We start from the raw sequence: 23,017 nt of genomic DNA on the forward strand, positions 1-23,017 counted from the left end.
ATCAGGTCGTATTAATTACCGAATGGCACAATCATCATGACACCCGTCAGCCAACCACTGGATGGCATATCTGCTGTTGTACGGGATTTTGATGTATCAGGATTAAGAATATACTCAACAACCGGCTGAACCTTCAGATGCTTGGCAACACCCAGCGTTGTGCTCAATTCAAATCGATATTGATTTTCGTCGGTCATCTCAGAGCCGCCACCATTGGATATACGCAAATCCCTCTGTGCCAGAAGAGTAGATTCATTGATATTGACGTAATGTATCTTGAAAACCGCTTGATCAATATTGAATTGATCAGGCTGAAACCCTAGTGGATTAGACCAAACCAGACCAGCGGTTAACCCCAGGTTAATTGGTTTCGCGTCATCAAATGATTTTTCGACGGCACCAAACACCGATAGCCTCGAAGCCTCAAATATATTGGCGGTGGAGTCTGCCCAGACACCCTGATTGAATTTGAAAACAACCCCGTCAGATCCCTGATGAGTCTTTGCGTCATCCCCAGTAAGCACAACTGACGTGCCATTCACAGAATGATAAGGATCGCTGATTTCGGCATCAGCCTTGTAATATGTCAATTCAATATCACTGGGGTAACGATTGCTGGCATCGCTGCGATATCCCAGGCTACCGACCCAGAAAGTGCCATCTTGTCCACCCGTCGAAAATGCATCCCAGCCATTTTTAGCGACTAATTTTGCGTAGTCGCGCATCTCCTGGCCCCCCGCTTCCAGATTGAGCCTTGGGGTCAGTCTGTACCTGAGTCGCAGACCCAAAGTGCCGGTACTGGCATCGGGTACACCGGCATCCCACTTGACCAGAGGATCCGTATAAACAAAGTCGATACCACTATTAGGACGAAAGAAATAACGCTGCAGGTTGAGCTTACCAAGTTCGAAATTAAAAGCTCCATCCAGCAATGTCTGTTCGTAGGTCAAAAGCGAGAAAACCGGTGCTCCTGTGTCGTGAGCCGGGTACTGGTCTCCTCCCAGATAACTACTTGCATAGTTTTCGTAGTTATCCATGGACTCAGCCGGATATTTATATGGAAACAGTGTCGCTTCCATGTGTATTTTTGCATTATCAATACCGGCAATCACCCCAAGATCGAGATCCACGGCATTAATGAACATCATCTGTGCCCCGGTTTTACCAGTATCTACCCCGGTACTCAGGTTGTTAAATGCGGCACCGATTAAAAGACCATTATATTTAATACCATGTGCAGCAAGCGCTTCACTAACGGAAGGCTTTTCACCTGACTCTGATTTCTGGGGAAATCGAATTTTTTCACCAAGAGAAGGATTGGCTTCATCAGCTATTGCGGCAGAGCAAGAAGCAATCAGGACCCCTGCCACCAGCAGTCTATTATTTTTCAATTTATTTCCCTTCCAGCCTATTTATTTTTATTAACGCTGTAAAAATCAATTTCAAATCAAAAACAAGACTATCAACACACCTATTAAAAAACCAAACTTTATTTAAAAGAGCACATATGCACGAAACCAATAGCACTGACAATTCGTTACAAATATTCTTAAACAGGATATTTATAAGTCATATAAATTTGATAAAAACTTACGATTTAAATCAGGGAATTGATATATCAGAAAATCAAAAGCCCCCTTACGGGGGCTAACAGACCTGGACAAGCAAGCTTAAAGAGTGAACAACAGCGCAGCCTTACCAGGCTGTCGAGCCACCATCCACCGGCAAGTCGGCACCGGTTACCCAGGAGGCTTCATCTGACGCCAGATAGATAGCCGCATAACCAATATCTTCCGGTTGTCCGAGGCGTTTGATCATGGTTTTGGCCAGCACTTCATCACGGAAACCAGGAATGTTTTCCAGCGGTTCGCGAGTGGCAGTGGTTTCAATCAAGGCAGGCGAAATGGTATTGACCCGAATATTGAATTCACGCCCTTCCATCGCCAGCTGCCGCGACATCGCCAGCACGCCGCCCTTGCCAGCACAATGGGCAATGGCTGGCAGTGGTTTGAAGGCATTGTGGGCGTTGGCGGAGGCGAAGTTGATAATTGCCGCCGCCCCGCTTTGCTTCAGATGCGGCCAGGCTTTCTGACAAGCCAGGAATACCACGCTCAGTTCACCATCGAGGGTACGTTTCCAGCCTTCGTAATAGTCCATCTCTTCGAGCCAGGCGAAGGCGCCAAAAGCACCGGCGTTGACCAGAATATCCAGCCGACCATACTGCTCGATACAAAAGTCTATGAGCTTTTGCACATCGTCCGGGTTGGTCAGATCACACGGAGCCAGCGAGCGGATCGGCGTGCCCTGCTCGGCGGCCAGCTGCTCCGTTTCGGCGGCCGTGGTTGCGTTGATGTCGGCACCCACTACCTGAGCCCCGGCAGCAGCAAACATCAGCGCGCAACCACGGCCAATTCCTGACCCACTACCGGTGACGATAGCGACCTTGCCTTCAAGGCGATTGTTTTTATTCATGTTGATGTCCTTATTATCCACTCGTGTAGGAGCGAATCGGGCCGCGAAGGTTTATTCGCGATTCGCTTTCAAGGGATGAAAGAATTCGGGGTGAGCAAGCTCACCCATCGCGAATAAATTCGCTCCTACCGGTTTATGCCCTTACTTGCCCTTGCGGAACGGCAAGCTGGCCAAAAAAGCCATGTCGCTGAACTTCATCATTTTCAGACCGGCACGAGCGGCATCGGCGTCGAGACGAGCTTCCATCGGCATGGTGCCGAAGCTTTTGCCCTTGATGATCAGCTCGCCGTTTTCACGACCAATGGAGTCCACGCTCATCAGCTCTTCGTCGGCCGGACCGCGCAGTACCATGCCACCTTTTTTCACCGCTGCAGCGGCGTTCGGGTCACCGCCGTCCTGACGTACCGACTTGCTGACGCTGCTGAAGTCCATACCCAGTTCTTCGAACATCTTCTGTGCCGTGGCTCGGCCTGCGCCGTAAACACCACCACCCGGATGCTGGAATGGACCGGCGAGGAACAGGTTCTTGATGCCAGGAATCATAAACTGGCCCAGATCCGGCGTCGGACGGTGGCCAGCGCTCTGATACATGTACGGCGCGACGCCGTGCAGGTCGCCACGCACCATGGAGTTCGGCGAGCTACGCTCCAGATCCACCGGCGAGCAGATGCTGCGCATGATGATGTTGTCGGAGGTGAGGTTCTTGACGAACTTGCGGTAGTGCTCCAGCGACAGGTCGCCGATCTCTTCCTTGAATTCGTCCCAGTGCTTGCCCGCCCAACGCTCGTCCTTCACCTCGTATGGCGCGAAGGTGATGCCGTGGAACATGCCTGCACCTTCTGGTACGCGGGTCTTGTCGCCAATCGATTCGTCACCACCGGCACACAGGCGGCGTTTGGTGATCAGACCGCGCTTGAGGTCGTCAAAGTCGGCGCACATATCGTCGAGCTTGTCGGTGGCCATAAACTCCAGCATGGTGGCGTAGCCAACATCTTCACCGGCGTAGTACTGGGCGTTTTCTTTCAGATCGTAGTGGGAAACCATGATCGAGAACGGCGCCAGCGTGGCACGCTCGGCACGTTTCAGCACCGGCTCATCAACACCTTCGACGAACTTGCGGATCACGTGTGGGTGAATGGCCCCAATCACTGCATCCCTGGCAAAAATCTGCTCGCCATCAGCCAGCTCAACGCCTTTGGCTTCGTCGCCCGACATGATGATCTTGCGCACTTCGGAGTCACAACGCACTTCACCGCCGTGGTGCTCGATACAACGCACCAACGACTCGGTCAGCTTGCCGGAACCGCCAATCGGCTGCGACACACCGTAGGTGTGAATAATGCCCGGCATCAGCAGTACGCCCATGCCGGTGCCCAGTTCGTTCGGGGCTTGCAGGTTTTCGCTCACCAGACGCAGCAGGTGAATCTTGATCTTGTCGCTTTCATACAGCTGATTAACCAGATCAAGACAGTCGCGGCTCATATAGTCGAGCATGATGCGACCTTCTTCGGTGCGATCGAGCATGGCCATCATTTCGCCCAGTGGCGGTGGTGGCGAATACAGGCCCGGCATAAAGACTTTCAGAAAGTCCTGGCTCATTTTCACGAACGCCCGATAGGTTTCAGCGTCCTTTCTGGAAATTTTGGCGAAACACTCGCAGGTTTTGTCGATGTCCTTGTAGGTGTACAGCACCGATTGATCCGGAAAAATCGTCGCATGCGGCACCGGCGAGTAGTGATACTCCAGTCCATGCTGGCTCATCAGCCCCAGTTCGTCCTGACGAATCATCGGGTTACCCTGAATCATGATGTGCACGCTGGAGTGCTCATCGTGCCAGTATCCCGGTGTGTTCAACTGCTGGGTGGACACACCACCACCCGGATAGGATTTGCGTTCCAAAACCAGCACTTTTTTACCGGCCTTGGCCAGATAGGCAGCGGCGACCAGACCATTATGGCCGGCACCCATAGCAACGATGTCGTAGCTGTTACTGCTCATTTGGATTTCCTCAATAATCACCCCAGCCGCAGGGTTCTCGTTGGTTATGCAGGCTGGCGCTCGGTTACCGGGCTTTATCCCGGACTCTTGCTAAATTCGTTTGGAGACCTGGAGCCTGACGGGAGGCTCCTGAAAAATCGTTCGGACAGGTATCAGGCCCAGATATCAGGCCAATGACACCACCCGGTTGCGTACCAGTCGTTGGCCGATAGCCAACAACAGCGCTACCGGCACCACAAACTGACCGATAAAACCAATTGCAGCGGCGTGACTGCCCAGTACATCCTGCAGCCCCACCACCACCATCGGGGTGAAGAACTGGCCGAGGAAGAAGGCAGCCATCCAGGCGCCAGTGCCTAGGGCTCGACGATGCGGTGGCAGGTTGCTCATGTTCCACACCATCATGGTTGGCAACAGCAGACCACCACCCAGACCCGCCACCATCACACCGGTGACCATAATTTCAGCAGCGCCGTTGGCATTGCCGATCAGCAGATAGCCGCAGCCAATAAAGCCCAGCGCCACTGCCAATCGAACAGGCGTTACAAACCAGCTGCTGGAAAGGAAGAAACGGAAACTGATAGAGCCGATCACCACCGCTACCTGGCCCATTGAAGCCAGCAGGCCAATGGTGCCTGGTGCAGTAATATCAACACTGTGAAGCAGGTAACCAATGTGAACCTGAACGGACATAAAGAGGATGCCGCCAACCAAGGTTACGGCGCAGATGCCAGCCACCTTGAGCGGATTCCAGAGTGCTTTTTCTTCGTCGCTGAGGGACTCCAGCAGCTCTTGTGGCTGATGCCGTTTTGGCTCCCACAGAGTGACTAACGCCAGCAAGGCCAAAATGATACTGATGCTGTAAAGCATAAACGGCACCCGCCAGCCCAGCTCTCCCAAAGCACCACCAATGGCGATAAACATCACCGCAGAGGTTGAGGACAAGGTGGTATTCAGTGCCAGATAACGTTCGCGCTGCACACCGGAATAGTAGTCGCCGATCAGCGCCACGGATGACGTCATAATGATGGCTTCGGCCAGTCCGACGCCAATGCGGGTACCAATAATGGTTGGCAACGAATCCAGAAAAACAGGCGCAACGCCGAATACAGCGTACAGGGCCAGACCGGCCACCAGCAGATTCTTGCGGCCCGTGCGGTCAGCCAGGATACCGACGGCCATCGACAGCAGTGCGATCACCAGCCCCGGTGACGTCAGTGCCATCGGCACCATAAATTCAACGTTGGGGGTGGCAGCAAAATGTTCCTGCATTTGCGGCAATACAGGGGCAATCACCACGGCAGCCAACACCGACATGCAGCCGCAAAGCAGCAGCAGCCAGGCGTGAAACGGCCGGGCAACTGGGGTCATGTTGTTATTCATATTATTGACTCCCGAAATCAACTTCGAAGGTTACCGGGTCTTGCGACCCGGCGTCATTGTTAAGATGTAAAGAATGTCATTCAAAAAAACGACTGTTAGCGAATGCCTTCACCGGCCATGGCCTCTGGCGTGAAGGTGAAGTCGTCGTACCGATCCATCACCTTGTATTGCTCATCCGAGTCGTTCAGTACGCCGTCGATGTACCAGGCACCAGAGATCAGATCGTAGAAACCAAAGCTCATTGGCGGCAGTGTGGCCGGAATATCCGGCATGGTGATCGGGTTGGAGAAGCCCATCTGCCAGAGATCACCGTTGGCATCCCAGTGGTCAGCCAGTACCGCGAACCAGGTATCTTCATCGACGTAATAACGACGCTTCGGAGCCAGGTGGCGCATACCCTGTTTGACGGTGGCTTCCACCACCCAGACGCGGTGCTTCTCGTAACGCATGTCTTCCGGATTGACGTGGTGGTCCATCAGGATTTCTTCTGAAGGACGCTGGAACACGCGGTTGTTGTTGTACGGAATGTACATTTCTTTCTTACCAACGATCTTCCAGTCGAAACGGTCAGTACGGCCGTTAAACACGCCGGTCTGGTCGAACATGGAGATACCGGCAGACGCAGGTGTCGGGGTATCGCAGCAGGAGTTTGGCAGCTTGCGAACACGACGCTGGCCAGTGAAGTACACCCAGGTTTCGCCCTTGCCGTTCTTGATGTTTTCGTGGCCGGTAATGGCTTCACCAGCACGGATTGGCGGGCCATAGTTCAGCAGCCGGATATTCCAGAACACGCCGTCGTAATCGTCCATAAACTCTTCGTAGTTACTTTCCTTGAAGTAATACGGCATCTGGAAATCACCGGACGCAAACACGGTCGGCACGTGTTGGCCAGCGGCAGTGGTCTGGATACCACGTACATCGACGTGGTGAGAGGCTGGACGCCAGGCCAGCAGGTGATTCCACATCACTTCTTCACCGGACTGTGGAATCGGGAACGGAATACCACCGAACGCCTGTTTCACTTCAGAGTCGTCCAGTACGGCACTGGTGGCGTTGTTTTTGGTGTTGTCATACACCCACTGCGGCGCAGCGGCAGTACGGTGGGTCTTGTACACCGGCACCTTGAAGGTATCCGGATACTTCTTCAGCATCGCCTTCAGACCTTCGCTGAGCTGGTCCTGATACTGCGCCATATTGGCGGCAGTAATCACCAACAGCGGCTTTTCATCGGCGTATGGATCTGGCCGTTTGCCACCATTTACAAAGCCTTTTGGCACTGTCGTGTTACCGCCAGTCCAGGCTGGAATCGAACCATCGGCGTTGGCGGCTTTTTCAGCCCCAAATGGCGTCAGGTCCTTGCCCAAACGGGCCGCCTCTTGTTGCGACACCGCTGCCGAGGCCACTCCCGCTGCCGTCAGCAGGGCACCTAACAGGGCGACTTTCATGGTTTTTGCTACGGAATTCATGTCTATCTCCCTGCTTAGAAGGTGCGACGGATGTTGAAGGAAATGTTGTCGCGGTCAGCCATGGCCTGCTTGTATGAGCCATGACCGTTTTCGTCGATGGTGTTGTCGACCGGACCAAAGAAGTTGGTGTAGTTGACGCCGAAGCGCCAAACGTCCAGATAGGTACCTTCCACCCCCAGGCTGAGGTCGCCGGTTTTCTCACCCATAAAAGACCCTTCGGCCAACGAGTTGCCATGCAGGCCATACCCCAGCACCACAGGCACACTCAGATCGAGACCGGACAACACCTGACGGTATTTGGGTGAATACACCAGCCGCATATTCCAGGCATCACGGTCACCATTCGGGTTGAGCACCCCTTGTGGACCACCTGAATCGAGATTTTCAGAGGTATAGCCACGGTCAGAAGTCACTTCACGAACGTGGTTGTAGGCAATTTCACCGAGGAAGTCGGCTTCACGAGAGAGGAAGTTCGGGCCAATGCTGGCCAGCCAGTTAATCTGAGCATGGGCTGTTTTACCAACGGCATACAAGGCCGTACCCGCGGTATTGCCACCAGGTGCGACAGCGCCGCCGGAGGCAACAGACAGATCGACCGCCGCGTCACTGTTCAGTGGAGTGTTGTAGCGGAATGACACTTCACCGGCAAAGTTGAAGTTTCCGATTGTTCTGGTGGCAGAAGCCCCGAACGCCTTGATCCCCTCATGATAAAGCCAGCGGTAGTCACCGACCCGGGTGCGACCATCATCGTCGGCATAAGGACTGCCATTGGGGCGGACGTTAATGTTTGGAGCCTTGCTGTGATAACGGATGGCGTAAAGACCATAGTCGGCATCATCAGTACGAAAGCGCAACTGGAAACCGAACTGACCGTTATCAGAGGCTTCCTTGTCGGCGACACGCTTGAAATACGCCGAGCCATCCGCTGCCAGTAACATTTGCTCCGCACCTTCACTGAGGAAGTCGACACTGGAGAAATAGCTGCCGGAACCCGGTAAACGAGTCTTCTTGAAGTCCAGTTGGTAATAGGCGCCAACACTGACATCGCGACTGATTTGCAGCTGACCGGAAATCTGTTCAACCGGCCGCATCAGCTCCTTGAACTGTACCGATGGCACTGCCATCGCCTTGGCAACGTCAATCGGTGCCTGACCGTTGGCAATACCGTTGCCACCAAAGAACAGCGACTCACCCCACACCATGGTGTGAGAGCCAATACGGCCAGTCAGCGACATATCCCCCAGTCGAACACGGCCAAAGGCAAAGTAGTCCAGCATTTCGGCACTCTGACCATGCAGATCCTTGGTGCCCTGGGTGAACTCGTTGTAGTCAGTCGACAGCGTGTTCGAGGTGGTTGGCGAATCGTTGTCGTTGGAATCCTGATACTGGCTGTCATACCAGGCCGCACCACTGAGGCGCAGACCATAGTTACGCTTGTAGATCACATCCAGTTCGGTCAACACGTCGACCCGACTGGAAACCAACCCCTTGTCGAAGTTGCGGTTACCATCGTCGGTGTTGGGCCAGTTGCCCTGGGTATCTGCCACCAGCTGGTCGTGCTGATCGGTCAGACGGTACATTGCGGAATATTTGGCCGTGGTATCCCACATGATCCGCATATCCGAACTGTTGGTAACCATAAAGGCCTGTGCTTGTCCGGCGCTGATGGCAGCTGCGATTGCAACCGCCAGCAAGGCAGGACGCCCGCAGGCGGCAGTGCGTGTTGCTGGAGTGGTTTGCCTGTTACTCATCTCTGATAGGCTCCTTGTTATATTTATAGGAAAAGCCTGTTACCTGACGACCGTTAGCGCCAATGCGCCATAGGCAGCCCGGCAACCGGGGAGCGGAAGCTTGGCAAGCTGCTGCCTGCCAGACTGCCGATGTAAACCGTGCATAAATCCGGACCACCAAAGGTGATGCTCGCCATCATTGGGGCCAGCCTGCCCTTGCAGGCACCCATCAGATCCGGGGTGGTAGTGCCTTCATCAAAGTGCTGGTTATAAATCGCCAGCGCTTGCGGGTTGCCGTCGTCCAGCAGGGTCAACACCTCACCCTCTGGAGTCAGCGCAATCAGACGTTCATTGAGAATCAGGGTGATCCAGAGGTTGCCGTAGCTATCAAAGGCAAAACCGTCGGGATAACCACCAAGGTCGGCGGGACCGTAAATTTCACGCTCCAGCTCGTTGAGCTGTTCGTCGAAACGCACCCGGGAAATACGTTTGGCGTTGGTTTCCACCACGTAGAGCCATTCCTCATCGGCGTCGAAACGGATCTCGTTGGTACCAACAAAGCCGTCAGCGGCAATACGGATGCGGTCGCCATCAATCACACCAACATAGCCGTCGGCGGTCTTTTCATTGATGGATATGGTCCAGGGTTCCTGACGGGTGGTAACGGTGAACCAGATGCGTCCCTGGCGATCGAGCAGACAAAAGTTCATCTTGCCGAGTGGCTTGCCATCCATGCTGTCGAACAAGAGTTCGGACTTGCCATCGCGGCTCATACGTTCAATGGCGTTGGTGCCAAAATTGGCGATCACAATATTGCCGTCGGAATCAAAAGCCAGACCGTTTGGCAGCGTTCCACCTAACATACGATCGGCAGCGGAAGCCGCCTCGGTCAGCCCGGCTGTTGGCTGCTGGGCTATTAAGGTTTGTTCGCCGTTGGGGGCGATGTGCATCACGCCACCGCGGGCATCAGCAGTCCACAGGCTGCCATCCGGCTCCGCCAGAATGCATTCGGGACGCTGCAAATCGTGGCCGACCATTTCGATGGCAGAAGGGTCCACCTGCCAGCCGATCAATGGGTTGGTCATAACAACTCCTTACCTTGGCCAGCCACAGAGGTGGGCTGGCTTTTACAGAAATCAGAAAATTCGGGAATGGCTTCAGCTGGCAGTTGCAGCAGTCGCACCGCGTTGTCTCGCAACAGCGCGCGCCGCTCATCAGCGCTCAGGCTGGCCAGCCAGGGCTGATTCATTTCACTGCCCATGTCGAAGGGATAATCGGTGCCCAGCACCACCCGCTCGGCTCCAACCTGATCAATCAAGTGACGCAGGCTCAGCGGGGAAAACACCAGGCTGTCGAACCACAGATTGGTTTTCAGATAGTCACTCGGCAGCCGTGGTAAACCGCCCGACTCCGGCCGCACCAGCGCGCCCTTGTCGATGCGACCGCAGTATTGCGGCAGGTAACCGCCACCATGGGCAGCCAGCACCCGCAGGTTGCGATGTTGTTCAAACAGGCCGGAGAAAATCAGCCGGCTCAGTGCAATGGTGCTTTCCAGCGGCTGGCCTATCAGGTTCGACAGGTACCAGTCCTGCAAACGGTCATCGACATGACTGGTAAAGGGATGAATAAACACCAGTGCACCCAGTGCTTCGGCGGCTTGCCAGAACGGCAACAAATCCGGGTGATCCAGATCCAGCCCGGCGATGCGGGTGGCAATTTCGACGCCCTTCATACCGGGCAATTGCATCAGCACCCGCAGCTGTTCAACCGCCAGCTGCGGGTGCTGTAAAGACACGGCACCCAAGCCCACAAAACGCTCTGGGTACTGCTCGCACAGTTCACTGATGGCCATGTTCTGCAATGCCACCAGCTCGCAGGAGAGTTCTTCATCTGCCCAATAGAAATACTGGGATGGCGATGGACTGAGGCATTGAATTGCAACCCCGGCGGCGTCCATATCAGCCAGCCGGGTTTCAACATTGATCAGCCGGTCGAGTGCCTGCGGCATCATCACATCACGATTATGTTCAACCGATGCCTGTCCCATGTCGCCAGCGAAACCCGCCAGCTCCGCCTGAAATTCCGGCCGCTCAGCTGCCTTCTGGTTCACCATGGGTACAAATACATGGCAGTGCATGTCGATGGCACCAGCACCACAGCCAGGCTGATGGTGGTCAGCACTCAGGCCACAACCACATGTATGCAAGTGAATGGAACTCACTGGACACCTCCAGTCCCTACCGGCTCGCATCACTGCCATTGCAGCGAGAAGTACCGGTAACTGTCCCGGGGTGACTGACAAGGCCAGACAGCAGGACAGGCGTTATTGTTATTTTTTAACGGCAGGACGAGCGCTCCATCAGGTGCTGCTCTGGCCCTCACCAGGCGCCGTAGCGCGAGTACAGGGCCATACTAAGACCGGCTTTTACCATCCACTAAATCGTTTGTTGCCATGGCAGTCATTGGTGCTGCAGATGCAAAGATGACAGCTATCGAGCCCGCAGATGACAGCTATCGAGCCCGCAGATGACTGGGCAGAAGCCTGCAGGATGTCGTCAAATCGGCCTGGAGGCCGCGAAAAATGGGCTTTTGGGCTGGCCAGAGGGAAACCGGAGAAATGCTCGATGGATAAAACAGCGCTCACTCACGCCTGATAGAGAAAGGCCGTTAAGAGAAGAATGGCAGGTCATTACGAGCCAGCGATCAAACTGACCGGCAGTCAATACAAGATATCGACAACATGGATAATTGCCATAAAGAGTATCCAGCAATACGATAATGGCTAACAACAAAAACAATACAAAGAAAAGAGGTGGCCATGCGTTTCAATCGCTTCGACCTTAACCTACTGGTTGTACTGGATGCGCTGCTGACCGAGCGCAATATCACCCGCGCTGGCGAAAAGGTATTCCTCAGCCAGTCTGCCACCAGTGGCGCACTTGCTCGTCTGCGGGAATATTTCGACGATCCCCTGCTGGTACAGGTCGGTCGCAAGATGGTACTGACGCCGTTGGGCGAAAGCCTGATCATTCCGGTACGCGAACTCTTGATGAAGATCCAGGCAACGCTGGAAAGCCGCCCCGATATGGACATTTCCCGCGCCCAGCGCGCCCTGACCATGGTGATGTCCGACTATCCGGTTACCGTGCTGATGCCGGAAGTGTTGCGTCTGGCTTCTGAACAGGCACCCGGTATCGTGTTTGAAACCACCGCCCCGACCAATGCACCGATTGAAGAAATGGAACAGGGCAACGCCGATTTCCTGTTGCTGCCATCCAACTTCCTGTCCCCCGACCATCCTTCCGTTGATCTGTTTGATGAAGACTTTGTGGTGATTTGCTGGAGCGGCAACAAAACCGTCCAGGACAATATCAACCTGGATGAATACTGTGCCCTCGGCCACGTGTTAGCCCAGTTCGGCTCCAAGCGTCGCCCCAGTGTTGACAGCTGGATGATGCAACGCGGCGGTATCGAACGGCGGGTAGAAGTGACGGTAAACACCTTCAGCGCCATTCCCCAATGCGTGGTTGGCACCCAGCGTATCGCCACCATTCACCGCCGGCTGGCACAGCAATGGGCGCAATACCTGCCCATTCGGATTCTCGAAGCACCGATGGAAATCCCCTCGTTCAAATGGGGCCTGCAGTGGCATGAAATGCACAATGTTGACCCGGTCACCCTGTGGGTACGTGATCTGATTGTGTCCTGCTCTGACCGGATTGCAGCCCAGTCGACCCAAACAGCTGGTCAGACAACCACTGCTGCATTGGCTACCGCGGACTAATACGACGAATCTGCAAACCTTGCGCTGCAAGCCATACGGCTTGCCAGCGCTAACCAGCGCAGCCCACCAACAATCCCACCCACAAACCAGGCAAACTATTCAGGGCACTGACGCCAGTTTTACTGCTGGAGACTCACAGCCTTGTTCTATCATCGGCCGAAACAGCTGTTCACGGGTCGCCCAATAACGCAACGAACGATTGCTGTTATTCACGGACTGACTCGCCTGCAGCGGTAACTGCAGCACCAGGTAACGATCATCGTCCGGAGTGGTGATCACTGCGCTCAGACGGTTTTCCTGAACAGGCTGATTTGAGCCCTGCCGGAACCAGCTGGCGACTGACGTGGGTAACAACCCCTGATTAAGCAAACGACCATTACGATAGCCCTTAAGCAAGGGGTCCGGATATTGCTGTAGCAGCTTCTGCAATTCCGACAAGCGCTGCTCTGCTGGCATCGCCGCCAACAGCCCTGCCAGCCGTTCGAACTGCTGCTGTTGTTCAGCGCTGGCCGAAGCTGGCTGCCTTAGCCACAGCCCATACACCAACTGACGCTCGGCAACAAAACGGGCAACAGTATTCGCAGGCGCTTTTTCAGCCCGACTACCGTAGAGCTTCTCGAACAGCCGTTCGGCCAGCCGATCACTGTTAAACAGCCAGTGATACATGGCCTCACTCTGATACATACGCCGCAGCTGCAGGAAATATTCGTAGCCACCGCCATAACGGCCAATGTTCTGTTGCTGCTGTTGTTGATATTGCCGATCGTCTGCAGCACTGATGGCCACGCCATGCTGGCTGGCCAGCTGGCGCAAATGGCGCTGCTGACATATGTAACTGGCGGCTTGCTGATCGGGCTGGAGATGATCTGGCATGGCATGATCCGCCTGAGAGACTAATTCCTGCGCCTCAAGCTTCTGCTGCTGACGTTCGACATAGTTAAGCCAGAATCTGGCCTCGTCTTGATACACAGGCTGATTGTCCACCCAGCCCCATAGCGGAACTGAAATAACGGGCTCGGCCGTTTTCGAAGGCTGCTGTTCCGATGCAGCAGGCGCGGCCGCTACGATGTGTACCAGCAGCAGGCCAGAGATCAGCAGCAGGCAGGTCAACAGCCTGGATTGAATCCGCTGTAACATCGCAGACTCCTTGTTATTTTTCTTGTGGATTAGTCCTGCAAACGACAAAAGCCGGAGCCGCCTGATTTCCCAGTGGCTCCGGCCCAGGCCCCGTATGACTCAAATGAGCAACACGGGGCGGTGCCATTGGTTTTCACTCAAACAAACGCAGTGCTCAGTCCGCCGTCACCTGCATGGTGACGTTTTCAAACGTACCTGCAGCGATGGTGGTTTCAACACCAGCCACCAGCATGGTCAGGCTGTAGCCATCAGGTGCGGTTACGGACGCACCGTCTTCCAGTGTCAGCGAGGTCAGGTAGGAGGTTTCATCCACCACCCAGCTGCTGGAGCCATCCAGTGTCAGGTCAAGACCGGTTTCATCGTCAGTCGCGGCGAACTCGTTTACCACCTGGCCGATGTAGCCATACTGGTCGGCAGTGACGTCTTCCGCAGCCAGGCCGTCCGCTTCATATTGGAAGGTAGTGTTGGCGGTGGTGATGGCACCGGTCAGCGTGGTGGAAGCCAAAGTCACAGCCAGGTTACCGCTGGCGGTGTTGCCCTGAATAATGTCGCCATCCAGAGTCATATCAGTAAAGCTGGCAGTGGCTTCTCCGGCATCAGAAGTACCAGAGAACAGATCCGGGTTTTCTGCCATAAAAGTCGCGAAGTATGGATCGTCGTTGGCCATCATTTGCAGAATGATGCCATCTTCGGAGTTCAGCTCGGAGTCGCTGGCAACAATCGTCGGGAAGCTGCCTTTGGCCTGAATCACCGCTTCGCCGGTGTTAAACACACTGCCGCGTTCGATGGTCAATGTGCCGGTACCACTGGAGTGCAGCATCACACCAAAACGGTCGGAGTTCACCACAGTGCCATCAGTGAAGGTACCGGAGCCTTCTGCCGCCATGATCAGGCCGTAGTCGTTGACGTTAACGGTACAGTCACTGAAGGTATCCAGCGCGTCACCAATGGAATAGGCGCCATAACCGCTTTCTTCGGTTTCCAGCGTCGAACCAATACAGTACAGCCGCACGCTGTCGGTATCGTCAGTCGACAAGGCGCCCCAGCCCTGGGCCTTGACGGTCGAGTTGATGTAATAGGCGGTGCCACTTTCAACCAGGTTGGTAGCCCGTACGTTACCGGTCAGACCCAGCATCCACGGCACTTCCATCATTTCACCCAACGCCACGGTGAATTCGTAGTCGTCTGGCAAGGTGCCGTTCTGTACATAGATGTCAGAGTTATTAACCCGCATGGTGCTGTTGCCACCCGCAAACACCGCAGTACGAATCGCACCTGTGGTGTTGATGGTGGTGTTATCCACTGACACGTCGGCATAACCGGAGGAATAGATCGCGGCACCAAAACCGGCGAAGTCGTTACCACCATTACCGGTGAAATCGACGGTCAGGTCACTGATGCTGTAGTTGAACGGGTCTGTGCTATCAGCACTGCTGGTCACCATCACGCCATTGAATTCGTCCCCAACGGAAGTAATGGAACCGCCGGTCAGGGCGGAGTCCGTGACTTCGCCATCAACATAGGCAGCCGCTACCGACTTGCTTTCAACATAGGCACCGTCCTCAACATAGACGGCAGTACGGAAATAATGCGGATCGAGTTCACCATAGGTGATTTCGATATTGGCGGTTGGTGTCAGTACCACATCACCGCTAAAGCTGCCTTCTTCGATTGGCGTTTCAACACCATCAACGGTCATGCTGAGGCTGTAGCCGTCTGCCGTCGTCAGGGTAGCCCCGCTGGCCAGCGTCAGTTCCGACAGTTCCGTGATATCCGTCACTTCGTAGCTGCTGTCCGCTTCAACAGACAGCTCCGGCAAGCTGGCAGAATCATTATTATTGTCGTCACCACCACAGGCGGTCAGCAAAGGCGCAGCCACCATTGGCAGCACAAAGGGAGCCGTGCGAATAAAGCGCAATAAAGGCTTGAGGTTTTCCATAGGGTTATCTCTTTATTATGTTTATTAGTAAGCGCCCGGGTCTGGTGAAGATCCCGTCTGGCACGTGACAACAACATAAAAAGAACACCAGCTATCGGTGAAATGGCTCGTTGCAATGGTTTATATCCCGCCCACCGATAGGGAACAAAGCAGGCCAGTGATGTCATTAAGCGTCAACAAAAACGTCAAAAAATACGTCTGTCAAAGCGGTGCGGCTGCCACCGCAAGAGACCTTTTTGGCATTTCTCCGCAGCCGATAATGGTTTGCAGCAATGGTTGATATCCGCTCAAGCCATGCTCAAACAGGCGTTTGAGGGCAATGCCGCTGAGCACTCTTGATGCCCGTCATTGTTCTCATCTTGTTCCGGGCTGGTACGAATTCAGCGGTCGACAGATTTTGACGCTACTACTCATACATCCGTCATATCCATGGTTGCCATAGCTACAAACCATTTTTATGGATACATTCCCCCTCTCTAGACTGGCATAGCAGTCGATTGACCGGCTCAGGGTTACGGTGGCTTTGATATTTGAGAGCAACAGCGCCTGACCGCGGATCAATCAGACACCAAGAATAATGACAATAAGGTAATGCCCATGAACATCACAGGCCTCGACAGCCTGGTGTTTGGCGTCGACGATGTCGAAGCCTGCAACCAGTACCTGACGGACTACGGACTGATTCCGAACAATGTCTCCGCCGCTGGCGGTACCTTTACTGCACTGGATGGCACCTCGGTAGTGATCCGTCATCGCGACGATCCGGAACTGCCACCGGCGCTGCCAACCGGCGCATCGCTGCGCAAAACCATCCATGGCGTCGCCGATCAGGCAACCCTCAATGCCATTGCCGAAGAACTCGGCAAGGACCGCGACGTGCGCCGTCTGGCGGATGGTTCGATCGAAGCCGAAGACGATATGGGCTTTACCCTCGGCTTCCAGCTGTCCTGTCGCCAGCCGATTTCAATCCCGGCTGAAAAGGTCAACGCCCCCGGCGATGAACCCGGCCGGCCGGTCAATGTGATTGGTGCTGATGAAAGTATCACCATCGTGCCGCGCACCCTCTCGCACGTGGTCTACTTCGTGCCGGACAGCAAGAAAGCCGAACAATTCTATATCGAGCGCCTGGGCTTCCGGGTTGCCGACCGCTTTACCAACCTCGGGCCTTTTTTGCGGCCACAAGGGACCCTTGATCACCACACCCTGTTCCTGGTCGATACGCCACCGGAAATGCAAGGGGTTGAGCACTTCACCTTCCATCTGGGTGGCCCAACCGAACTGTTACTGGCCGGTAAACGTTTCCAGGAAAAGGGTTATGAGTCGTTCTGGGGCCCTGGCCGCCATATTTATGGCTCCAACTGGTTCTGGTACTTCAACAGCCCGATGGGCGTACACGTCGAGTTCGATGCTGACATGGACCTCCATGACGACAGCTGGACCGCACGGGAAATTGATGCCAGCGCCGATGCCTCGCAGATCTTCAATTTCACTCTGGTCGACAAATGGATGCCGGGCGGCGACCCGCACTGAGTTGAGCGGGCCGCAGCATGAACAGACCTATCCGGCTGTGCCACCTCAGCGATATTGAGGACGGCGACGCGCGGGGATTTGATCCGCACCAGCAAGGCCACGACAGCCTGTTTGTGATTCGCCAGCACCGGCAGGTGATTGGCTATCGCAACGCCTGCCCGCACAAGGGCTATGAAGGCACGTCGATGGCCTGGCGCAAGGATCGATTCCTCAACAAGGCTCACAGCCGGGTGATCTGTGCCGCTCATGGTGCCCAGTTTGATATCAACAGCGGCGAGTGCCTGCTGGGCCCCTGCCCCGGTCAGTCGTTAGATAGGCTGCCATTGCTCGTGAACGAACAAGGCGATGTGTATCTGCTACCGGCAGATAGCGAAAAATAACAAGATGAGGGATTCACAATGACCCTGCCTGCACAAAAAATTCTGATTATCGGTGGTGGTTTCACCGGTATGTCCACCGCCATTCTGCTGCAACAGCTTGGCGCCAGCGTTGAACTGGTCGAGATCGACCCTAACTGGCGTACCGATGGCGCCGGTATTACCGTCAGTGGCCCGTCCCTGCGAGCCATTGAAGCCATCGGTGTATTGCCTCAGTTCCGTGAACAGGGGGCGATCACCGAAGGCGTCAAAATGTTCAATTCTGAAGGTATGCTGATCAAGCAAATCCAGACGCCAGCGGTACCAAACTCCTCCATCGTTGGCGGCGGTGGCATCATGCGGCCGGTACTGGCACGCATTCTCGGCGCAGCCACCAGGGAAGCCGGTGTTGATGTGCATCTGGGTTGTACCTTCACCCGCATAGAAGAGATCGACGACAAGGTCAATGTCGAATTCTCTGACGGTCGTTTCGGCAGCTACGATCTGGTACTCGGCACCGACGGCGTATTCTCGAAAGTGCGTCAGGAAATTTTCCCCGATGCACCACGGCCACAATACACCGGCCAGGGCGTTTGGCGGGCGGTGATTCCGCGTGGTGACGTTAGCTGCGCCATGCAGTACCTCGGCCCCAAAGGCAAGGTTGGTTTCACGCCGGTATCCGAAACGGAAATGTACCTCTACTACACCGAAGCCCGTCCCACCATGGACAAGTTCTTCGAAGAGCACGAACTGGTGCCTCACCTGAGCAGTTTGCTGGAGCAGTTCAGCGCACCGGAAATCGTCAAAATCCGCGACAACCTCAGCAGCTCATCACAAATTATCTATCGCCCGCTCGAAGGTATGCTGATGCCGCGCCCATGGTACAAGGGCCGTATTCTGCTGATGGGTGACTGTGTCCACGCCACTACCCCACACCTGGCCTCGGGTGCCGGTATGGGTCACGAAGATGCCGTGGTACTGGCCGAAGAATTCAACAATGGCGGCACCATTCAGGACGTGCTGGAACGCTTCCAGAACCGTCGCTGGGAACGCTGCCGCATGATCGTCAGCAACTCCATGCGCCTCGGTGAGATTGAAAAAACCGGCGGCCCGAAAGAAGAACATACCCAGATTATGGGCATCTCCATGGCGGGCCTGCTGGCACCGATCTGAGATACCTGAAACAACGTTCGATTGAGCCTTTGCACTGTCTGCAGTCATAGCGACTGTTTTTTGGCACACCCTTACCGGTGTGCCTTTTTTGTTTGGGCCAGAGAGTGTTGGGCGCGCCCCAACCTACAGGCCCCATTCAACGCGTAGGATGGGCTATGCCCATCATGATCCCCTCACGCCTGTCCAGGCATGCCTGGACCCTACGAACATGATATTCCAGACAGCGAGACATCATGATCCTGGTGGTTCAGGGCACAGCCCAACCGGGCCCAGGACAAAGACCAAATATTCGTCATTCCAGACTTGCTCTGGAATCCATACGGCGCTGCGGGCAGTCGTGTAAGTTGGATAATCAAGCACAGTGAGTGCCATCCAACATGGTTTTGTCAGATGGCAGCCGCTGCGCGTCTTTATCTGACCTACGACACGCATTCGGGAAGGCGTGTCACTGGCGTAGAGCGAGGATGAAATGTGTGGGAGCGCGGGCGTCTCGCCCGCACCAGCGTTTATGCAGGCAGGACGCCTGCACTACCAGCGGGTATTGTCAGATGGCCGTATAAAACGAGTATTAGATGGACGACTACCTCACCCTTCTCCAGCTACCCGACTCAGCGTTAGCTGGTCTAACAGTTCCAGCATGCTGCCGTAATAAAAGGCCACCAGGTTAGGCACCCATTCCCGCTGTTCGCCAATCAGGCGCGGGCGAATAATCTGATAACGGGTCAGCAGTCGCTGCAGTACTTGCGGGTCCAACTGCTGTTGCTTCAGCTGATCCAGATTGGCCTGAATCTGTTCGTCCAGATAGACCAGAATATCGATACGGCCGCCCAGGATCAGCAGGTTAATAGAGCTGAAGGTGACGGTCTGGTAAGCCAGGTTTTGCATCGACAGATACAGTGCCAGCTGATTCTGTAGTGGCAGCTGAGGTATTGCTTGTGGCGTCAGCTGCTCCAGCACGACGTCCAGACTGGCGTGACTCTTGACCACTTCATTCACCCATCTGGGTAACAACGAAAAGGCGTCTTTCGGCTGTTGGGCGAGGGTTTGCAGATGTTTGTCGATTTCGTTCAACTGGCTGACCAACTCACTATGCGACGAACCGGCGGCCCATTGATGCAGTTGCTGCATATTGTCGAGGAAACGCTGGCGAATCACAGGGTCGTGATTTTCAAAGGCCGGGTTGTAAAACAGCAGCATGTCACTGACCACATCCAGCGCACGGATACGGGCATCAACGGCATTCTGGATACTCTGTTCTGCCATGCCATAACTCGACCAGAGCATGGTGAACAGCGCCAAGACAGTGAACAACGGCCGCAGCAGCAGCCTCGAACCAGCACGAGCAGGATTGAACATGATATTCCCTTTTTGTTGTTATTGTTGGAGCGGAGCTGGCTGATTCAAAGCCGGTCAAGGCAACCGGAATTGACCGTCCAGCAGCACAAACATCATTCGCGCCATGGTTTCAGTGCGGTTACTCCAGGCATGGTTGGTGCCACGCTGGACCACGATGTCGCCTTGTTGCAGATGAATTTCTTCGTCATCCAGTACCAGCCAGACTTCACCGCAAAGCACCACGCCATAGTCGAGGGTTTCGGTGCGGTGCATCAGTTTGTGACGAGTCGCTGTATTGGATTTTGGGGAATTGACCTGATGTGCTGAGGCCTGGCCAATTTCGGCGAAGGCATCCGCAGCGGCCGCTTCAGAAATGGCGTTTTGCTGGCTGTCTGGCGGAATATCCACCACCCGAATCACGCTGCCATTGGCGGTCGGGGAAAGCTGCAGCGGCTTGAGGGTTGGGTCCGTGCCGTTATCAATGGCGACCGGCATCTCGCTGCTATTCCAGATTTCATAAAACACTGTGCCGGGCACAGCCTGCAAATGCTGGATCACTGGCGGCAAACCCGTCTCGCTGACAATCGCAGCACCGTCTGAATTATGGCCAGTCACGACCCGTTTGAACGTCGGCAAACTGGTTGGCTTGTCCGTCATAACCTCTCCGTCAGCTCATTGGCAGCGTTTCAGCTGCCGTCCGTAATCAGGGTACCGCCATCCACCACCAGCGTCTGGCCGGTCACAAACCCACCAGCCGCGCTGGCAAGGTAAAGCGTGGTCGCGGCGATTTCATCGACATGGCCGAGCCGCCGCAAGGGCGTCATCGCCAACCGACGTTGTTTGAGTTCGGGGTTATCGTGAAATACCTGAGCGAGGTCGGTGTCGATCAGACCGGGAGCGATGGCGTTGATACGCACATTGTCGGGCCCCCATTCGATCGCCAGGTTACGTGCCAGCTGGCTGAGGGCCGCTTTGGTGAGGGAGTAGAGGCCAATCGAGCGATTGCCACGCAAGGCTGACAGGCTCGACATCAGCACCACACTGCCGCGCTGGCGTTGTGCCATCAGCGGAATCAGGGCCGCACACAGCCAGTGAGCACTGCGCAGGTTGATGTTCATGGTGGTGTCCCAGTCCTGCTCGGATGCCAGATGCATAGGGCCGTTGTGAATACTGACACCCGCATTGCAGACCAGAATATCAACGCCACCAAATTGTTCGATCAGCTGTTCAGTCAGCCGCTGCACCTGCGGACGCTGCGACATGTCCGCTGCCAGTGCGAAAACATCGAGCTGCCGGGCCCGCAGCTCGGCGACCACTGCCTCGCAATCAGCGGCGGATTCACTGCTAATAACAACTCGGGCACCGGCCTGCGCCAACGCCACGGCAATGGACTTGCCAATGCCGCGGCTGGAGCCGGTCACCAGAGCGGTCTGACCACTGAGGTCAAACAGTCGCTGGATGGATGCCGTCATGGCTCATTCCATGGCAGCGAAGGTCTGGGCGCACCAGTCGGCAATAAAGTCGCGCATCACGGTGCCGTTGTCTGCACCGCAGTGTTCGATCTCAAAGTCTTTGGGGGTGAACACCCGGATATCACAACGAGCGCTGTTGACCGCTTGCTCCTTGCAACGATAGGCATCCGACACCGGCACCTGACGATCCCCCTCACCATGGGTGATCAGGAACGGCATTTTGATTTTTTCAATCTGGCCATCGAGGGTGATGTTGTCGCAGTAGGCGAGGAAAGATTCGAGATTATCCTGACCCCACACCCACATCACGTGGTCCCAATAATGCGGTACCGGATTTTCGCCTTCGCGCTGACGGCGACGATGTTGCAGGTCGCCCCACAAATGGTTGGCGCCCATGACCGCACACAAGGCAAAACGTGGTTCATTGGCCGCCGCACGGGGAGCGTAATAACCACCTAACGACAGTCCGAACATACCGATTCTGGTTTCATCGACGTCGGCCCGGGAGGCCAGATAGTCATAGGCCGGGGTGGCCCAGGCTTCGCTGTTGTAAACCGCCGTCAGGCCACGCTTGCGCAGCGCTTCACCCGTGCCCGGCTGGTCAACAAACAGAGTGTACATACCGCGTTCAAGGTTGGATTCACCATGACCAGCCATGTAGACCTGCTCTTTCATCGAATCCAGGCCGTTACAGGAAACCAGCGCCGGGCGTTTGATACCGCTGCCGTCGTGAACAAAAATCGCCGGATAGGAAGTGTCGCCATAGGGAATTTCGACAAAATCGATGTGCAGGCCACGGCACTCGACATATTTGCGGAACAGCTCCAGGCCCTTGTCGTAGGCCTGCCAGCGTGGGGCGTAGTCGCGTGACTGCATCCGTTCGGCGGACAGGTAATAACCAAAGGCACGACCGTATTTGGTACCGGCAGATAGGGTATAACCGGCCTCTTCGTCGGCCCTGGCGTTGGCAGCAACCTGATCGGCCACTGCGATCCAGCTATCAAACAGCTGTGCGGTGCCGGCATCTTCACCATTGGCAGCGGCTTCCTTGATCGGGCGAATGGCCACATCAATTTCACCGTGATTACCGCCACAAACCAGCGCCAGGTTGGTTTGCAGGTTCCAGACGTAATTCCCCGGGAACGGTTCAAACATAGAATTTCTCCTCCAGCCGGCAGTGACCGGCCAATAGCCAATATGCAGGTGTCGGAACAAATGACGGTATGGCCGGGCACCAAAGGC

18 protein-coding genes are annotated in these 23,017 nt (G+C 55.2%); 4 read left to right on the forward strand and 14 right to left on the reverse strand.

The annotated features are described in order from the left end of the window. Positions 1-11: 11 nt before the first annotated feature. From K6123_RS19765 to K6123_RS19800, 8 genes are all read right to left on the reverse strand, one after another. On the reverse strand, positions 12-1,391 hold the full coding sequence (locus K6123_RS19765) for a carbohydrate porin (RefSeq protein ID WP_221800915.1): 1,380 nt from the start codon (positions 1,389-1,391) through the stop codon (positions 12-14). A 304-nt stretch (positions 1,392-1,695) separates the two neighbouring features. Beyond that, the gene (locus K6123_RS19770) at positions 1,696-2,472 is read right to left on the reverse strand and encodes an SDR family NAD(P)-dependent oxidoreductase (RefSeq protein WP_221800917.1); all 777 of its coding nucleotides are present in this window, start codon (positions 2,470-2,472) and stop codon (positions 1,696-1,698) included. Positions 2,473-2,613: 141 nt separating this feature from the next. Further along, positions 2,614-4,470, reverse strand: coding sequence for a phytoene desaturase family protein (locus K6123_RS19775; RefSeq protein WP_221800919.1), 1,857 nt, complete (start codon positions 4,468-4,470; stop codon positions 2,614-2,616). 165 nt (positions 4,471-4,635) lie between these two features. Further along, positions 4,636-5,853: an MFS transporter gene (locus K6123_RS19780; RefSeq protein WP_221800921.1), complete on the reverse strand. Its 1,218-nt coding sequence runs from the start codon at positions 5,851-5,853 to the stop codon at positions 4,636-4,638. Between the two features lie 95 nt (positions 5,854-5,948). Then, on the reverse strand, positions 5,949-7,319 hold the full coding sequence (locus tag K6123_RS19785) for a DUF1329 domain-containing protein (protein ID WP_221800923.1): 1,371 nt from the start codon (positions 7,317-7,319) through the stop codon (positions 5,949-5,951). Between the two features lie 14 nt (positions 7,320-7,333). Next, positions 7,334-9,070, reverse strand: a complete 1,737-nt coding sequence (locus tag K6123_RS19790; protein ID WP_221800925.1) for a DUF1302 domain-containing protein — start codon at positions 9,068-9,070, stop codon at positions 7,334-7,336. 53 nt (positions 9,071-9,123) lie between these two features. Continuing rightward, the gene (locus K6123_RS19795; protein ID WP_221800926.1) at positions 9,124-10,134 is read right to left on the reverse strand and encodes an SMP-30/gluconolactonase/LRE family protein; all 1,011 of its coding nucleotides are present in this window, start codon (positions 10,132-10,134) and stop codon (positions 9,124-9,126) included. Further along, on the reverse strand, positions 10,131-11,270 hold the full coding sequence (locus tag K6123_RS19800; RefSeq protein WP_221800927.1) for an amidohydrolase family protein: 1,140 nt from the start codon (positions 11,268-11,270) through the stop codon (positions 10,131-10,133). Before K6123_RS19800 ends, K6123_RS19795 begins: the two co-directional genes overlap by 4 nt. A 597-nt stretch (positions 11,271-11,867) precedes the next feature. Between K6123_RS19800 and K6123_RS19805 the strand changes: the two genes are divergently transcribed. Beyond that, positions 11,868-12,833 carry a LysR family transcriptional regulator gene (locus K6123_RS19805; protein ID WP_221800928.1) on the forward strand — a complete coding sequence of 322 codons (966 nt, stop codon included), beginning with the start codon at positions 11,868-11,870 and terminating at the stop codon, positions 12,831-12,833. A 99-nt stretch (positions 12,834-12,932) separates the two neighbouring features. Here K6123_RS19805 and K6123_RS19810 read toward each other — a convergent pair whose 3' ends face one another. After that, positions 12,933-13,970, reverse strand: a complete 1,038-nt coding sequence (locus tag K6123_RS19810; RefSeq protein WP_221800929.1) for a hypothetical protein — start codon at positions 13,968-13,970, stop codon at positions 12,933-12,935. A 154-nt stretch (positions 13,971-14,124) separates the two neighbouring features. Continuing rightward, positions 14,125-15,909, reverse strand: coding sequence for a hypothetical protein (locus K6123_RS19815; protein WP_221800930.1), 1,785 nt, complete (start codon positions 15,907-15,909; stop codon positions 14,125-14,127). Positions 15,910-16,506: 597 nt separating this feature from the next. Between K6123_RS19815 and K6123_RS19820 the strand changes: the two genes are divergently transcribed. Genes K6123_RS19820 through K6123_RS19830 form a run of 3 tightly spaced genes read left to right on the forward strand, consistent with a single transcriptional unit; the run spans position 16,507 to position 18,968 of the window. Next, positions 16,507-17,439, forward strand: coding sequence for a VOC family protein (locus K6123_RS19820; protein WP_221800931.1), 933 nt, complete (start codon positions 16,507-16,509; stop codon positions 17,437-17,439). Positions 17,440-17,456: 17 nt separating this feature from the next. Further along, on the forward strand, positions 17,457-17,819 hold the full coding sequence (locus K6123_RS19825; RefSeq protein ID WP_221800932.1) for a Rieske (2Fe-2S) protein: 363 nt from the start codon (positions 17,457-17,459) through the stop codon (positions 17,817-17,819). Between the two features lie 18 nt (positions 17,820-17,837). Beyond that, positions 17,838-18,968 (forward strand): FAD-dependent oxidoreductase, encoded by a 1,131-nt coding sequence (locus tag K6123_RS19830; protein WP_221800933.1) that lies wholly within the window; start codon positions 17,838-17,840, stop codon positions 18,966-18,968. A 585-nt stretch (positions 18,969-19,553) separates the two neighbouring features. On the opposite strand, the gene K6123_RS19835 is transcribed toward K6123_RS19830, so the two are convergent. The 4 genes from K6123_RS19835 to K6123_RS19850 are packed head-to-tail and all read right to left on the reverse strand — an operon-like array spanning position 19,554 to position 22,930. Beyond that, positions 19,554-20,324 carry a hypothetical protein gene (locus tag K6123_RS19835; RefSeq protein ID WP_221800934.1) on the reverse strand — a complete coding sequence of 257 codons (771 nt, stop codon included), beginning with the start codon at positions 20,322-20,324 and terminating at the stop codon, positions 19,554-19,556. Positions 20,325-20,378: 54 nt separating this feature from the next. Beyond that, complete coding sequence (locus K6123_RS19840) at positions 20,379-20,960, reverse strand: cupin domain-containing protein (RefSeq protein WP_221800935.1); 582 nt, start codon at positions 20,958-20,960, stop codon at positions 20,379-20,381. A gap of 29 nt (positions 20,961-20,989) precedes the next feature. Beyond that, positions 20,990-21,775, reverse strand: a complete 786-nt coding sequence (locus K6123_RS19845) for an SDR family NAD(P)-dependent oxidoreductase (RefSeq protein ID WP_221800937.1) — start codon at positions 21,773-21,775, stop codon at positions 20,990-20,992. A 3-nt stretch (positions 21,776-21,778) separates the two neighbouring features. After that, positions 21,779-22,930 (reverse strand): alpha/beta hydrolase family protein, encoded by a 1,152-nt coding sequence (locus K6123_RS19850; protein WP_221800939.1) that lies wholly within the window; start codon positions 22,928-22,930, stop codon positions 21,779-21,781. Positions 22,931-23,017 lie beyond the last annotated feature (87 nt).

The organism is Oceanobacter mangrovi, assembly GCF_019740315.1.
GTDB lineage: Bacteria > Pseudomonadota > Gammaproteobacteria > Pseudomonadales > Oceanobacteraceae > Oceanobacter > Oceanobacter mangrovi.